General features: G+C 72.2%; 12 protein-coding genes and 1 pseudogene. 9 read left to right on the plus strand and 4 right to left on the minus strand.

Annotated features, from left to right (window positions below; translation table 11 throughout):
• From ABZ877_RS35205 to ABZ877_RS35235, 7 genes and pseudogenes are all read left to right on the plus strand, one after another.
• Window positions 1-1,533, plus strand: a complete 1,533-nt coding sequence (locus ABZ877_RS35205; RefSeq protein WP_361079846.1) for an APC family permease — start codon at window positions 1-3, stop codon at window positions 1,531-1,533.
• Between the two features lie 45 nt (window positions 1,534-1,578).
• Window positions 1,579-3,237 carry an amidohydrolase gene (locus ABZ877_RS35210; RefSeq protein WP_361079848.1) on the plus strand — a complete coding sequence of 553 codons (1,659 nt, stop codon included), beginning with the start codon at window positions 1,579-1,581 and terminating at the stop codon, window positions 3,235-3,237.
• A gap of 139 nt (window positions 3,238-3,376) precedes the next feature.
• Window positions 3,377-4,816 (plus strand): protein kinase, encoded by a 1,440-nt coding sequence (locus ABZ877_RS35215; protein ID WP_361079850.1) that lies wholly within the window; start codon window positions 3,377-3,379, stop codon window positions 4,814-4,816.
• Window positions 4,817-4,885: 69 nt separating this feature from the next.
• A pseudogene (locus ABZ877_RS35220) lies at window positions 4,886-5,080 on the plus strand (NUDIX domain-containing protein); the annotation flags it as partial.
• A gap of 177 nt (window positions 5,081-5,257) precedes the next feature.
• Window positions 5,258-5,449 (plus strand): tautomerase family protein, encoded by a 192-nt coding sequence (locus tag ABZ877_RS35225; protein ID WP_361079852.1) that lies wholly within the window; start codon window positions 5,258-5,260, stop codon window positions 5,447-5,449.
• Window positions 5,439-5,885 carry a cupin domain-containing protein gene (locus tag ABZ877_RS35230; RefSeq protein WP_361079854.1) on the plus strand — a complete coding sequence of 149 codons (447 nt, stop codon included), beginning with the start codon at window positions 5,439-5,441 and terminating at the stop codon, window positions 5,883-5,885. The genes ABZ877_RS35225 and ABZ877_RS35230 overlap by 11 nt, the downstream gene beginning before the upstream one ends.
• Window positions 5,886-5,891: 6 nt before the next feature.
• Entirely contained in the window at window positions 5,892-7,160 is a 1,269-nt protein-coding gene (locus ABZ877_RS35235; protein ID WP_361079856.1) for a glycosyltransferase, read from the plus strand.
• 78 nt (window positions 7,161-7,238) lie between these two features.
• Here the strand turns inward: ABZ877_RS35235 and ABZ877_RS35240 are convergent, their stop codons facing one another.
• Window positions 7,239-7,877, minus strand: a complete 639-nt coding sequence (locus tag ABZ877_RS35240) for a TetR/AcrR family transcriptional regulator (protein WP_361079858.1) — start codon at window positions 7,875-7,877, stop codon at window positions 7,239-7,241.
• A gap of 93 nt (window positions 7,878-7,970) precedes the next feature.
• On the opposite strand from ABZ877_RS35240, the gene ABZ877_RS35245 reads away from it, so the two are divergent.
• Entirely contained in the window at window positions 7,971-9,554 is a 1,584-nt protein-coding gene (locus ABZ877_RS35245) for an MFS transporter (protein ID WP_361079860.1), read from the plus strand.
• 136 nt (window positions 9,555-9,690) lie between these two features.
• Window positions 9,691-12,537 (plus strand): BTAD domain-containing putative transcriptional regulator, encoded by a 2,847-nt coding sequence (locus tag ABZ877_RS35250; RefSeq protein WP_361079862.1) that lies wholly within the window; start codon window positions 9,691-9,693, stop codon window positions 12,535-12,537.
• Here the strand turns inward: ABZ877_RS35250 and ABZ877_RS35255 are convergent.
• The 3 genes from ABZ877_RS35255 to ABZ877_RS35265 are packed head-to-tail and all read right to left on the minus strand — an operon-like array spanning window position 12,500 to window position 15,293.
• The gene (locus ABZ877_RS35255; RefSeq protein ID WP_361079864.1) at window positions 12,500-13,546 is read right to left on the minus strand and encodes a serine hydrolase domain-containing protein; all 1,047 of its coding nucleotides are present in this window, start codon (window positions 13,544-13,546) and stop codon (window positions 12,500-12,502) included. The two genes, ABZ877_RS35250 and ABZ877_RS35255, sit on opposite strands and share 38 nt — an antisense overlap.
• Window positions 13,543-14,472 carry a hypothetical protein gene (locus tag ABZ877_RS35260; protein ID WP_361079865.1) on the minus strand — a complete coding sequence of 310 codons (930 nt, stop codon included), beginning with the start codon at window positions 14,470-14,472 and terminating at the stop codon, window positions 13,543-13,545. Before ABZ877_RS35260 ends, ABZ877_RS35255 begins: the two co-directional genes overlap by 4 nt.
• 41 nt (window positions 14,473-14,513) lie before the next feature.
• Complete coding sequence (locus tag ABZ877_RS35265; protein WP_361079926.1) at window positions 14,514-15,293, minus strand: aldo/keto reductase; 780 nt, start codon at window positions 15,291-15,293, stop codon at window positions 14,514-14,516.
• Window positions 15,294-15,302 lie beyond the last annotated feature (9 nt).

A 15,302-nucleotide genomic window follows, 5' to 3' on the forward strand; every position in this document is an offset into this window, starting at 1 on the left:
ATGAGAAGCGCGTCCAGAAGCGAACCTCCAGGTCTGCGCCGTTCGCTCGGTGTCGTCGACGGTGTCGCCATCGCGGCGTCGAGCACCGCCGCCACCACGAGCATCGGCATCGGGATGGGCACCCTCGCGGCGACGGTCGGCCTCCAGGCGCCGGCCGTGCTGCTGATCGCGTTCCTGCCGATCCTGGGCATCGCGACGGCCTACGCGCGGCTGAACCGGGACGAGCCGAACATGGGCAGCGGTTACGTGTGGGTCGCCTCGTCGCTCGGCCCGTGGCTCGGCTTCCTCACCGGCTGGGTCACCCTCGTCGGCACCGTGATCTTCATGGCGTACACGAGCGCGGTGACGGGTTCGGTCTTCCTTCAGTTCGCCGGCAAGGCGCACCTGCACACCCTGTTCGGCCTCGACCTCGACCCCAACTCGACCGCCCTGAGCACGGTCGTCGGGCTCCTCGTCCTCGCCGCCGTCACCGTCACGGCGATCACCGGTGTCCGCAAGGCGACCCGGTTGCAGGCGTGGCTGCTGGTCTTCGAGTACGCGGTGCTGCTCGGGTTCTGCGGCTGGTGTCTGGTCACCGGGGCGCACGGCTTCCAGTGGTCGTGGCTGAACCCCTTCTCCGTGCACGACGGTACGGCGTTCGCGCAGGGCCTCGTCCTCGCCGTGTTCTTCTTCTGGGGCTGGGACGCCGCGTTCAGCGTCACCGAGGAGACGAAGGACGTCCGGGACGTGGGGCGCGGCGGCTTCATCGCCCTGTTCACGATGCTCGCCCTGTTCCTGTACGGGTCCGTGGCCTTCCAGCGCGAGATGTCCCTGCCCGAACTCGTCGAGCAGGGTCCGACGGCGCTCACGTACCTCGGCGCGAAGCTGGCGGACGAGCCGGTCGCCAGTCTGCCGCTGCTCGCGCTGCTGTTCTCGGCGGTGGCGTCGCTCCAGTCCAGCGTGATCCCGACGGCACGCGGCCTGTACGCGATGGGCCGGGACCGCACGATGGGCCGTGTGTGGACGCGCGTCAGCCCCCGGTACGGCTCCCCCGCCCTCGGCACGGTGCTCGTGATGGCCGTGGCGGCGGCGGTCGCGCTCCTCGCCCTCGCCATCCCGAAGCTGAACGAGATGATCCTCGCGGCGGTGAACTCGATCGGTCTGACCGTCGCCCTGTACTACGGACTGACGGCGCTGGCCTGCGCGGTCAGGTTCCGCACGGCGTTGCGCGGCTCTCCGGGCGAGGCGTTGCGCGCGGTCGTCGCGCCCGGCCTGAGCGCGCTCGTCCTGCTCGGCGTCGGCGTCTACCTCGCCCGGGACTACGCGACGATGACCGACCATTTCGCCCTCAGCCCGGACAACGGCTGGTTCATGCTGTCCGTACCGGTGGCCGTCCTCGTCTCCGGTCTCGCGATGGCGGCCGTCGCCAAGTACCGGCGCCACTCCCCCTACTTCACGGCCCGGCGCTCCACCGACACCGACACCGACGGCGATACCGACACCGACACCGACACCGATGCTGTCCCGCCGTCGACCGTGCTCGAAGCGCCGTAGCACCACACCACCCCACCACCCCACCGCCCCAAGGAGTCACCGCACATGTCCGACACCCGCTCCAACCGCCCCGCCGACCTCGTCCTCACCGGCGGCCCCGTCCACACCGGCTCCCCCGCCCGGTCCCGCGCCACCTCCGTCGCCGTGCGCGGCGAGCGCGTCGTCGCCGTCGGCCACGACGAGGTGCGGGAGCTGATCGGGCCGCGGACCGAAGTCGTCGACCTGGCAGGCAGATTGCTGATCCCCGGGTTCCAGGACGCGCACGCACATCCGGTCGGGGGCGGGATCGAGCTCGGTCAGTGCGATCTCAGCGGGGCGACGACGCTCGCCGAGTACCGAGAGCGGATCGCCGCGTACGCGCGACGCCACCCCGCTCTGGAGTGGATCACCGGGGGTGGCTGGGCGATGGAGGCGTTCCCCGGCGGGCTGCCGACCGCCGCCGAGCTGGACGCCATCGTCCCGGACCGGCCGGTGTACCTCGTCAACCGCGATCATCACGGGGCGTGGGTCAATTCCGTAGCCCTGCGCCGCGCCGGGATCGATGCCCGGACGCCCGACCCGGACGACGGCCGTATCGAGCGCGACGCCACCGGCGCGCCCACCGGCATGCTTCAGGAGGGCGCGGCCAATCTGATCGCCGCCCTGCTGCCGCCGCTGACCCGCCAGGAGCGGATCGCCGGTCTTCTGCGCGCCCAGGAGTTGCTGCACTCGCTCGGCATCACCGCTTGGCAGGACGCGCTGCTCGGCTCGCACGCCAACCTCACCGACCCGACGGACGCCTACCTGGCGTGCGCGGACGACGGTCGGCTGACCGCGCGCGTGGTGGGCGCGCTGTGGTGGGACCGGGCGCGCGGCACCGAGCAGATCGAGGAGCTGCTCGCGCGGCGCGAGGCGGGCACGCGCGGGCGCCTGCGGTCGACGACGGTGAAGATCATGCAGGACGGGGTCGCCGAGAACGGCACGGCCGCGCTCCTCCACCCCTACCTCGACGCGGGCGGCTGCCGCACCGACAACAGCGGCATCAGCTTCGTCGAGCCCCGCGACCTGAAGACGTACGTCACCGCGCTCGACGCCCACGGGTTCCAGGTGCACTTCCACGCGCTCGGCGACCGTGCCGTGCGCGAGGCGCTCGATGCCGTGGAGGCGGCGCGGCGGGCCAACGGCTGGACCGACACCCGGCCGCACCTCGCCCATCTCCAGGTCGTGCACCCGGACGACATCCCCCGGTTCCGGGCGCTCGGCGCGACCGCCAACATCCAGCCGCTGTGGGCCGCGCACGAGCCGCAGATGGACGAGCTGACCGTCCCGTTCCTGGGCGAGGAGCGGGCGGCGCGGCAGTATCCGTTCGCGGCGCTGCTGCGGTCGGGCGCGACCCTCGCGGCGGGCAGCGACTGGCCGGTGAGCAGTCCGGACCCGCTCCAGGGCATTCATGTCGCGGTGAACAGGGTGGCCCCGGACGCGCCCGTAGGGACGCCGGTGTTCCTGCCCGGGCAGCGGATCGGCCTCCATGACGCGCTCGCGGCGTACACGGCGGGCAGCGCGTACGTGAACGGTCTGGACGCGGAGACCGGGACGATCGCCCCGGGCCGCCTGGCGGACCTGGCGGTCCTGGACCGGGACCCGTTCGCGGGCCCGGCCGAGGAGATCGAGGCGACGAGGGTGGAGCAGACGTTCGTCGGCGGCCGGCGGGTGTTCGGCCGCTGAGTTCTGTGGCGTCAGGCGTCGGCGGCGCACCGGAAACCGCTCAGCGCCGTCGGGGTCCAGGGCGACGGGATCACGCCGGCGTAGTCCTCCGCCCTCGGGGGTACGCGCAGTGCACTGCCCGCGCGTGAAGGAGACGTTGATGCCGGTAGGACCTGGCAGTGGGAACGCAACCGCGCCCGGGCGCGACCCCGTGCTGGTCGGCGGCCGGTACCGGATGCGGAACCGGCTCGGATCGGGCGGCACGGCCGACGTGTTCGCCGCCATCGACACGGTCCTGGGCCGCGAGGTGGCGGTGAAAGTCTTCCGTCCCGTCACGGGCATGGGCACGGGCATGGGCACTGCGGACCGCATCTGTGGTGAGGCGCTGACGCTGGCCCGCCTCCGTCATCCCGCCCTCGTCACCGTCTACGACGCCGGACGGCACGGCGACAGCGCCTACATGGTGACCGAGCTGGTACGCGGCACAACGCTACGGGACCGTCTCGCCGCAGGCTCCCTGACCACCGCACAGACCATCCGCCTGGGTACGGTTCTGACCTCAGCCCTTGACCATGTGCACGGCTGCGACATCATCCACCGTGACATCAAGCCGTCCAACATCCTTCTCGACGAACTGGGCGCGCCCCGGCTGGCGGACTTCGGACTCTCCCGCACCATCGACGAGCGCACCCGCAGCGAACCCGGGACCCTGGTCGGTTCCCTCGCCTACATGGCCCCCGAGCAACTTCTCGGCGGCGGCGCGAGCAAGGCCAGCGACGTCTTCGCCCTGGGCCTGGTGCTCCTCGAGGCCCTCACCGGCGACACCTCACGCCGTACCACGCCCCTCGAAGCCGGAATCGCCCATCTTCTTCAAGCACCCCGCATCCCCGAAGGAATCCCCGACAGTCTGGCCCGCCTGCTCTCCCTGATCACCGCGCAGGACCCGCAGGATCGCCCCGACACCGCCCGCATGCTGCGCCTGCTCGAAGAGGCAGCCGCTTCCGCCTCCGCGCCCGCTTCGCACCCAATGGTCCGAGCCTCTGCATCGTCCACGACGACGGCTACGCACCGGGCCCCCTCTCGCCGAGTGGCCACCCCTGCAGCAGCGTCGGCGAACACTGCGGCGGCGTCGGCAGAACCTGCCGACGCATCAACTGCCGAAGCGCCAACTGTCGAAAACGGCAAACAGGCCCGCCGGGCATGGATACGACCGGTGACTGTCGCGGCGGCGGGAGCGCTGACACTCGCCCTCACCGGAACTGTCCTGTACGACGTCTCCCCGCCCCCCGCTGCCGGCGCGGGCAACCCTCCGCACCCTTCCCCCTCCACACCCGCCAGGACGACCGCGCCCCAGGCGGATCCGACGAAGACCCCCTCCCGGACCACGCCGTCATCCGCCCCGGCCACAACACGGCACCCTGCCCCCGAGCCGGACCGCGCCCGCTCCGCCACCGGTACACCGGCCCAGAGCGCCAGTGACAAAGCAGCGTCGTCCAGGCCCATGCCACCTCGCGGCCGCCCAGCCAAGAAACCGAAGGAGCAAAAGCTCAAGGCCGCCAAGAAGAAGCCGGGGGCAGCCAAGGGCAGCAAGAAGAAGTGACGTAGCTGCTCGAACGGCACCATTTACGCGAACATCTCATCGGCTCCGTACCTGACAGACAATGCCGGGATGACCCGACCCAGAATCCGCGTGGCCGCCTACGTGATCCGGCACCACGCCGTCCCCGAGCTGCTGGTCTTCGATCACGTGGGCATGCCGGACGCCGGCACCCAGGTCCCGGCGGGAGGAGTCGGACCGGACGAAGGACTGAAAGAAGCGGTTCTTCGCGAGGTCGCCGAGGAAACCGGTCTCCTGACGGCCACGTTCGCTTGCCGCTTCCTCGCCGATTCGCGCGGGTTCTGAGCCGCGCTGCCTGGGTGACGTGATCAGGCCGCGAGCAGATCCGCCAGTACACGCCTCGGCGCGGTTTCTTTTTTCTTTAGCTTTCTCGGGGCGTCGGTACCAAGGATGGGCGGTGCTCGACGACACCGAGGAGGTTCGATGCCGAACGTCACAGTGGAGATACTCACCGGTCGCACGCTGGACCAACGCCGGGAGTTCGTGGAGGCGGTGACCACTGCCGTGGTGGACATCCTCAAGGCACGGCGCGAGAACGTCCGCATCCACTTCGTAGAGATCGAGCGCCACAACATCGCCCGCGGCGGGCAGTTGGAGGCCGACCGTGCCGACTGAGCCGCGCGTCGCGGGCGCGGTGGCGGACCGGGTGGCGGTCCGCCGTCTCGGCCGTACCAAGGACCCTGCCGGACTGGAGCAGGGGCGGGGTTATGTCTCCGAGCGCTCGGGCGCCCGGGCGGTTTTCTGCCACAACGCGGAACCGATGGCCTTCATCGCCCACCTGGAATTCACTCCCGGCCTGGTCCGAGCCGACCACTATCATCTCCGCAAGAAGGAGTTCATGGCCATCGTCTCGGGGGTCGTCAGGGCGAAGTTCCTCCTTCCCGAGGACCCTGCGGACGTACTGGAAATGACGTTGGAAGTCGGGGACGTGGTGTCGGTCGCGCCCGGCTGTGTGCACAGTTACCGGGCCGAGGAAAAGGCGGCGGCCGTCGAATATTCGCCGAATCTTTTCCAGGCCGACGACACGTTTTCCCATGCCATCCCCTGGTAGGCCGTCGTGCACCTGCTGATCGCCGGGAAGTCCGCCTTCGCGCGGGTCGTCGACGGGAAAGAAGTGCCCATCTCGGTGGCCGGGCACACGGTCCAGTTCACCCGTCCACTGCTCTCCTACGCGCTCGCCCGCGGCGCTCGTGTCTCCTACATGTATCCCCTGGCGGCCTCGGAGTCCGACTGCCTGATCTTCGATCCGGACGACTCGGTGCCGGACGGCGTGGCCGAGGTCCCCTTCACCGACCACGTCGCGAACAAGTCCCCGGTCCGGCTGGGCTGGATTTCGGTCGAGGCGTCCTTGCGGCGGGCTGTCGCGGCCCACGGGCCGATCGACTGGGTGGTGCTGGCCTCCACGTTCCCGCTCGCCACGGTCCTCGCCCGGCTCAAACCTCTGTACGGCTACCGGCTCGCGCTGTTCGTCCGGGGGCACGACGGCTACCAGTGGCTCGATCCGGAGGGCGTCGCGAGCGCGCTGGGCGACCCGGCCCAGGCCGGCCATCTCGCCGACATCTACCGGGAGTCGATGCTCGCCGCCGACTTCGTCGCGGTCGCCTCGGAGTGGCTCGGCGGCGTCGTCGCCGCGCACGGGGCCCGCTGGGACATGGTGGTCGAGTCACCGGCGGCGACGGGACAGGGCCGTTGGGACAAGCGCTCCCTCGTCGACGACCCGGGGGTCGTGGTCCGGTACGGCGCTCCGGACCCGTCCCGCAAGTGGTTGCTGACGGCGGGGAGGATGCACGCGGACAAGCACCTCGACCTCGCCGCGGAGATCTTCGACGCGGCCCGGCCGGAGGGCTGGCAACTGGTGGTGGCGGGTACGGGCGCGGGCCCCGACCCGGGCTTGGGGCGACTCGCGCGGGACGGGCTCGCCTGCGTCCTCGAAGTACCGCCCAGGATCATCCACGGCCTGTTCCAGGCGGGGGACGCCTATCTGCAGACCTCGTTGCCCACCCCGTCGTTCGTGGACGCACGGCCCTCCTCCGTCACCTCGGCGGCGTTCCACGGGCTGCCCGTGGTGCTGCCGGTGGGCACGGCCGGAGGGGCCGAGGAAAGCGTCGCCCGGGAGAACGTCGCCGCGTTCGGGTTCGATGCCGCCGGTCTGGATCCCGCGGACCCCGGTGACCGGGCCCTGCTGGTGCGCCGCGGCTGTGCGGCGGTGCGCCTGCTCTCCGACGCCGAACGGGTCACCAAGGCGGGCGCCGCCAACGCCGCGTACGCCGCCGGGTCGTCGGTGGACGCGGTGTTCGGGCGCATGGCGGCCGCCATGGGCTGGTGACCACGCCCGGAGCCGCACGGTCTCCGGTGGTGACGCCCGCTCCCCCCGGGGCCCGCCCGGGGGGGGAGCATCCCGCCGTCAGGGCGTGCGGACCGCGATACCCCGCATCACCTGGTCAACGACGGCCGTGACGAAGGCTTCGTCGGCCGGCTGCGTGCTGAACAGGATGCGGAGATGGAGCGGTCCGAGGAGGGTTTCCAGGGCGAGTTGCGGATCGGTGCCGGGCCGTAGTTCGCCACGGGCCGCCGCCCGCTCCAGTACGACCGTCCCGGCGCGGAAGCGGTCGGTGCGCATCGCCTGGCGGGCCGCCTCGTACTCCGGCATGTCCTGCCGCGTCGCGAGCTGGACCAGCAGCCTGCCGAGGTCGGTGGTGACGAACGCGGCGACGTCGCTGAGCAACGCTACGAGGTCCTGTCTGAGCGAGCCCGTGTCGGGCGGGAGGAGGGTGGCGTCCGTGCGGCTGAGTACCGCGTTCACCGCCAGGTTCGCCTTGGTCCCCCAGCGGCGGTAGACGGAGGACTCGTGGACGCCGGCCCGCTTGGCGACCTCGCCCATCGAGAGGGCGTCGAGGCCGCGCTCCACCAGCAGGTCGACGGTGGCCGCCAGTACGGCGGTGCGCAGCCGGGCGTTGCGTCCGCCGGGCCTCGTCCTGCGGGACGTCTCCTCGCCGTCGCCCGGCCCGGCCGTCCTCCCCACCGCCTGGTGCGCTCCCGTCATGGCCCGATGTTAGCGAGGGGTCTTGCGCTCCGGAGGCTGCGGCGGTTCGCTGGGAGGGCCTTAAAAAGAGAAGCCTCGCTTTAAGAGGAGCCGATGAACGCAACCGTCGAGGAGTCGGCCCCGCCGGCGGCGGCCCCGGCCCGCCGCTGGCTGAGTCTGGCCGTGCTGTGTCTGGCCTTGCTGATCGTCACGTTGGACAACACCGTGCTCAACGTCGTCCTGCCGACCCTGGTGCGCGACCTGCACGTCAGCTCCAGCGGCCTGCAATGGATCGTGGACGCCTACGTCCTGGTCTTCGCCGGCCTGCTGCTGGTGTCGGGCAGTCTTGCCGACCGGGTGGGACGCAAGAAGACGCTCCTGTGCGGCCAGGCGGTGTTCATCGCGGGTTCCACCTGGGCGGCCTTCTCCGGATCGTCGGCAGGGCTGATCGCCGCGCGGGCCGCGATGGGCGTGGGAGCGGCGCTGATCATGCCGTCGACGCTGTCCGTCGTGACCTCTCTCTTCCCCGACCACCGGGAGCGGCAGCGCGCTTTTGGCATCTGGGCCGCGACGTCCGGGGTGGGCATCGCGCTCGGACCGATCGTCGGTGGGCTGCTGCTCTCGCGGTTCTGGTGGGGTTCCGTCTTCCTGATCAACGTGCCGATCGTGGCGGTGAGCCTGGTTGCGGGTGCCGCGCTGCTGCCCGACACGCGCAATCCCCGGGCCCACCGTCCCGACGTGGTGGGGTCGGTGCTGTCCATCGCCTCGCTGACCCTGCTGGTGTGGGCGGTCATCGAGGCGCCCGAATACGGCTGGACCTCCGCCAAGGTCCTCGGCGTCGGCGCGGGCGGGCTCGTCGCGCTCGGCGCGTTCGTCGCCTGGGAGGCGCGTCACCCGGCGCCCATGCTCCGTCTGTCCTTCTTCCGCAGCCGGTCCTTCAGCACGGGCATCGGCACGCTGGCCGTGGTGATGTTCGCCGGTTCGGGAGGGCTGTTCGTGCTGACGCAGTACCTCCAGTTCGACCTCGGCTATTCGGCGCTGGCCTCCGGTGTGCGGCTGCTGCCGGCGGCGGGTCTGATCGTCCTCACGGCGCCCTTCGCCCCGGCGGTGATCCGCGTTTTCGGCGCGCGGCCGCCGACCGTGGCCGGGTTGCTGGTCCTGGCCGGCGGGCTGTGGCAGTTCGGCGCCACGTCGGTCTCCGACGGCTACCCCCGGATGCTGCCCTTCATGATCCTCATGGGCATCGGCACCGGACTGGTGCTGCCCGCCGCGACCTCGGCGGTGATGGACTCCCTGCCCCGGGAGCACGCCGGGGTGGGGTCGGCCACCAACAGCACGTTCCTGCAGATCGGAACGGTGCTCGGCGTGGCCGTCGTGGGCAGCCTGCTCTCCACCCGCTACCGGCACCACATGGCGGGCGCACCGGTGACGGGCCTGCTGCCCCATGGCGTCGAGGACGCCGTCCTGGGCTCCGTCGGTGACGCGCTCGCGGTGGCCGCGGCCACCGGCGGCGCCGCCGGCGCGGCACTGGCCCGGGTGGCGCGCGAGGCGTTCGTCGACGGCATGGACCTCGGGCTGACCGTCGCCGCGGTGGTGACCGCCGTGGCCGCCGTCCTCGCGGCGTTCCTGCTGCCCGCCGGCCGACGACGCGCGCGGCAGGAGCCACGCTGGGAAATGAGTGACCAGAACATACCTTGACGAGGCTCATTTCCGTACGGGAAAGTCAGCACCGTACGTTTTGTAATCTAATTACCTGGGCGCTGCATGAGCCAAGGTAATATTCCTCGTATCTGTGCGCTGAGCGATAGTTCGGAACACAACCGACGGGGAATCCATGACGCACGTATGCGCTCACGTTCTTGGACCGGTCTCCCTTCTGCACGGTGACTCCGAAATCGACATCGGTTTTCCGAAGCAACGTTTCCTGCTCGCCTCACTGCTCGCGGACGCGGGGCGTCCGGTGCGGACGGAGAGCTTGATCGAGCGATTATGGGGCGAAGATCCGCCCAAGACCGCGCGCAACGCCCTCTACACCTATGTGGCTCAGACACGGGCCGCCCTCTCCCCGCTCGGGGTGTCGCTGGTGCGGCAGGGCGGCGGGTATCTGCTGCGGGTGCCTCCCGAAGCCGTGGACCTGCACCGGTTCCGGTCCCTGATCGCCGAGGCGCGGGACTGCCCCTCCGATCACCGGGTGCTCGCCCTGCTGACCGAGGCGCTGGCCCTGTTCACCGGCACACCGTTCGACGGTCTGGACAGCCCGTGGGCGGACGCCGTCCGGGTGACCCTGGCCTCGGAGCGCCGCTGGTCCGTCCTGCGGCGCAGCGAGATCCTGCTGCGCCTCGGGCGGCACGCCGAGGCCCTGGCGGAGCTGCGTCAGGCTACGGTCGCCGCGCCCCTGGACGAACTGCTCGCGGCGCAGCTCATGCTGGCGCTGAACCGTTCGGGCCAGCGGGCGGCCGCCCTGCGCCACTACCACGCGGTCCGCACCGTCCTCGTCCGTGAGCTGGGCGTCGAACCGAGCCCACCGCTGCAAGGCACCTACCAGTCATTGCTGAACGACGACGAGCCGCCGCCCGGTGCCCACCAGCGGCCGGGTGGTGTGCCGTCGGCCGTGGTGCCCGCCCAACTCCTGCACGACCTGCCCTACTTCGTCGGCCGCACCCGTGAACTGGCCTTGCTGGAACGCGCGGCCCTGGCGCCGCAAGGACACCGCGCCGGCACCGGGGAGACCTCGCCGATCTGCACCATCCAAGGACCGCCGGGCGTCGGCAAGTCCGCGCTCGCGGTGCATCTGGGGCACCGGCTCGCCGCGCGCTTCCCCGACGGCCAGCTCTACGTCGACCTGGGCGGCTTCGGCACCAGCGGGCGCTCGCTGTCCCCCGAGGAGGTTCTCGGGCGGTTCCTGCGGGCGATGGGCGCGCGGCACGCGGACGGCGACCTGGACGAGCTGGCCGCGCAGTACCGCAGTGCCACCGCGGGCCGCCGGATGCTGGTGCTGCTCGACAACGCCCGCTCCTCCGCCCAGGTCAGGCCGCTGCTTCCGGGGCATCCCGGCTGCCTGGTGGTGATCACCTGCCGGCGGCGCCTCACCGGTCTGACCGTGCGCGACCAAGCGGTCCCCGTCCCCTTGGGGCCGCTGTCCACCGCCGAATCCCTGCAACTCCTCGACCGGTTGCTCGGCACCGGCTGGTCGGCGAGCGATCCGCGGGCCGCCGAGGAGATCTGCCGGCGATGCGCCAACCTGCCGCTCGCGCTGGTGACCGTGGCGGGACAGGTGGCGGGGCAGTCGAGGACGACACCCTCCGATCTGCTCCACTCGCTCAAGGACCACGCGCGGCTCGACGGATTCGAACGGGGCGACGGCGAGGACGGCAGTCTGCGGGCGGTGTTCGCGTCGTCGTTCGAGGCACTGTCACCGCCTGCCGCCCAGGTCTTCCGGCTGTTCGGACTGCACTGCGGCCCCTGGCTTACGGCACCGGCGGTCGGGGCGCTGACCGGAGGGCGGGCCGACGACGCGCTGCGGGAGCTGGTCTTCGCCCACCTGGTGGAGACACCCCGGCCGGGCCGGTACGCCGTCTCCGGGCTGCTGCACGCCTACGCCGGTGAACTCGCCGCCGCCGACCCGCCCGAAGGGCAGTCCGAGTCGCTGCGGCGGATGGCGGCCTGGTACGTGCACACGGCGGCCCGCGCGGCCGCGGCCCTCCAGCCCAGCCTGCTCCGCGTCCCCCTCCCCCCGCTCCCGCGAGGATGCCCCCCGCCCCTGGAGTTCGGCTCCTTCCAGGACGCCCTGGACTGGTGCCGTTCCGAACGGGCCAACGTGGTGGGGCTGTTCCGTCCGCTGCCGCCGAACGGCCGTCCCGCCGCTCCGTGGCAGCTCACCGCGCTGCTCATGTACTACCTGTTCATCGACCGGCCGATCGACGACTGGACCACGCTGTGCCGGACCGGCCTCGACATCGCCGAACGCGACGGCGACGCCCTCGGCCGTGCCTGGATGCTGACCGGGCTCGGCGTCGCCTGCCAGGCCGCCGGCCGCAGCCACCAGGCCGTCGGGCATCTGCGCGACGGCCTGCGCCTGTGGCAGCAGGTGGCCGCACCGCGCGAGACGGCGATGTGCCAGGTGGCCCTCGCCTCCGCGCACCAGGAACTGCACGACTACGCCACCGCCGCCCGCTTCCTCGCCCCTGCCCGGGACTACGCCCTGCGCGCGGACGACGGCTGGACCCTGTCCTTCGTCCACAAGGTGCAAGGCCACCTCCAGGAGCGGCAGGGCTCCACGACGGAGGCGCTCGGTCACTTCTCCAACTCGCTGGCGGTCCACCGCAGGCTGCGCTACGACCACGGCGAGTCCTGGGCCCTGCACGACCTGGGAGCGGCCTACGGGATCGCCGGCCGGTTCGACGAGGCGCTGGCGCATCTCTACCGGGCCCTGTCCCTGCGGGCCTCCATCGGCGACCGGCGTGGCGTCGCCCTGACGCTGCGCCGGATGGGAGAGGTGCACGCACGCTCGGGCCGGGTCGCCGAGGCCAAGAGCTCCTGGGAGGAGGCCCTGACCATCATGGAGGGGTACGGTGACGCCCGCGCGGTCGAGATCCGCGAGCGTCTCGCCGCGCTCGCGCCCGACCGCTCCGGCGCCGGGCGCGTCACGTCGGTGGCACCGCCCGCAGGACGGTGTCGCTGACGGCGCCGACGTACTGGGAACCCTCCCGGCGGGAGGGAAGCACCGCGGTGAGGCAGGCGAAGGCCAGCCGTCGGCGCGGGTCCGCCCAGCCGATGCAGCAGTTGCTGCCGTTGTGCCCGAAGGTGGCCGACCCGCTGAGCATGCCCATGGGGGTGCGCCGGGGAGGGCGCGGTCCTGCGCCGCCGAGCTGGAAGCCGGTCGCCCAGCGCACGCGCAGGCCAAGGACCCGGTCCACCTGACCGTCGTCCGCGCCGCGCAGCGCCTCCGCGAGCGTGTCCTCGCGCACGACACGGACACCGTCCCGCACGCCGCCGTCGAGCATCGCGGCGTAGAACCGGGCGAGATCACGCGCCGTGGTGGACAACCCCGCCGCCGGGATGACCGCTGCCCGCGTCCTCCGGCTGTTGACGACCAGTTCGGTCAGCGGTCCGGTCGTCCCCCGTACCCGCACCGGCACGTGTCGCGGCCACAGCCGGTCGGACAGGCCGAGGTGGGTGTCCTTCAGGCCGAGCGGGTCGAGGAGACCGGCGCGCAGCACCTCGGGCAGGTCGGCGCCGGTGACGCGGCGGATCACCTCGCCGAGGATGAAGCCGTAGACGATCGGCTGGTAGGCGGGCACCGTGCCCGGCGGCCATCTGAGGGCCGCCCGCTCGATGTTGCGCACGGACCGCTCCCAGTCGGCCATCGCCAGGGCGTCCCCCACGGTGCCCCGGGCCCGCGCCATGCCGGAGCGGTGCCGCAGCACCTGGCGTACGGTGACGCGTTCCTTGCCGTTGCGGCCGAAGCCCGGCCAGTACCGGACGACCGGGTCGTCCAGCGCGAGGTCCCCGCGTTCGGCGAGCTGGTGGACGATCAGGGCCACGAACGGCTTGCCCGCCGAGAAGGCCCAGAACAACGCGTCCGGGGCGCAGCCGACCGCCTCGTCGACCAGGGTCCGGCCGTCCTGGAGGACATGGAGCTGGGCCGGTCCGCCCCGGCCGCGCAGCAGCGCCCGCAACCGCTCGATCACCGGATGTCCGTCTGGTCGAACAGGGCCAGGACCTCGTCGTCCGGCTTGCCGCGCCAGTGGGCCGGGTCGTGCCGGGCGGATTCCAGTACGGCGTTCGCGGCGTAGGCGGCCCGTGCCGTGATGCCGAGGCCGGGCCACGGGGTGAGCAGGGACTCGGCGGCGGCCACCAGCGGCGTCACTGCGAGGTCCGTGCGGCCGCGCGCCCTCAGGTGCGCCACCAGCAGCTCAAGGCGGAGGTTGCCGCCGTCCGTGCCGACGCCGGCGAGGGTGCCGTCCAGGTGTGTGACGCCCTCCCCCATCGCTGCGAGGCAGTTGGCGAACGCCATGCCGATGCTGTCCTGGGCGTGGAACCCCAGCGGCAGCCCGATCGCGGCGCGCAGGGCCCGGGCCAGTCGGCGGACGTGCTCGGGCAGCAGGGAGCCGTGCGAGTCGGCGAGGTAGAACACGTCCGCTCCGGCCTCTTCCGCCCGCTGTCCCGCCCGGCACACCTCGTCCACGGTCATGCGGCTGACGTCGAAGAGGTTGACGCCGAAGTCCATCCCGGCCTCGTGGGCGGCGTCGGCGAACGGCGCGACCCCGCCGAGGCCGTCCGCGCGGAAGGGCATGCGCACGTGGCGGACCCCGTGCGGTGCGAGCGCGGCGAGGTCGCGGGGTTCCGTGTCGGCGGCCCTCGCCATCACCACCAGTTCCGCCCGGCCCGCTCGCTCCCGCAACCCCTCCAGGTACCTCGGCGGGCAGGACGCGGCGGGGGCGAGGTCGCCGTCGACCCGCTGCCGCCGCGGCCGCAGATAGCCGACCTCGACCCGGTCGACACCGGCCTGCGCGCACGCGGCGACGACCCGTTCCGCCTGACGCGCGCTCCAGCGGTGTCCGTTGACCTTGCCGCCGTCCCGCAGCGTGACGTCCACCGCTCGCACGTCATCCATGGTGCCTCCACGGCTGGCAGGACCCCCAGCAGGTCCACGGCTCATCGCGGCTGCCTCGTGGGTCCGACGGGTTCGTCCGCGTCCAGTGCGGCGATGGCCGCGAGATCCGCCTGGTCCAGGGCGAAGCCGAACACGTCCAGGTTGGCGGCCAGTCGCTCCGGCCGGGCGGACTTGGGGATGGCGATCGTGCCGGTCTGCAGGTGCCAGCGCAGCACGACCTGGGCGGGTGAGCGGCCGTGCTTGTGCCCTATACGGGCGAGCACCGGCGTCTTCAGCAGGCCGCGGCCCCGGCCGAGCGGGCCCCACGCCTCGGTGCGGATGCCGTGGGCGGCGTGCAGGGCGCGCAGATCCGGGCGGCTGTAACGGGGGTGCAGTTCCACCTGGTTCACCGAGGGCGGTGTCCCGGATTCGGCCAGCAGGTGTCGCAGGTGTTCGGTGTCGAAGTTCGACACGCCGACGGCACGGGCGCGGCCCTCCTTCCGCAGCAGTTCCAGGGCGCGCCATGCCTCCAGTGTCTGCCGTGGGTCGGGCCGTGGCCAGTGGATGAGGTACAGGTCCACCGGCTCCAGGCGCAGCCGGCGCACGCTGGCGTCGAAGGCCCGCAGCGTGGCGTCGTAGCCGTCGGCGTGCCATGCCTTGGTGGTGAGGAAGACCTCCTCGCGCGGGATGCCCGACTGCCGCACCGCTCGGCCCACCGCGGCTTCGTTGCCGTAGTGGTCGCCGGTGTCCAGGAGCCGGTAGCCGAGGGCGAGGGCGCGCCGGACGGCCTCCTCGGCCTGGCGGCCCGGCAGGCCCCACAGGCCGAGCCCGAGCGGCGGCATCGACACCCC

The organism is Streptomyces sp. NPDC046939 (assembly GCF_040644575.1).
Taxonomy (GTDB): Bacteria; Actinomycetota; Actinomycetes; order Streptomycetales; family Streptomycetaceae; genus Streptomyces.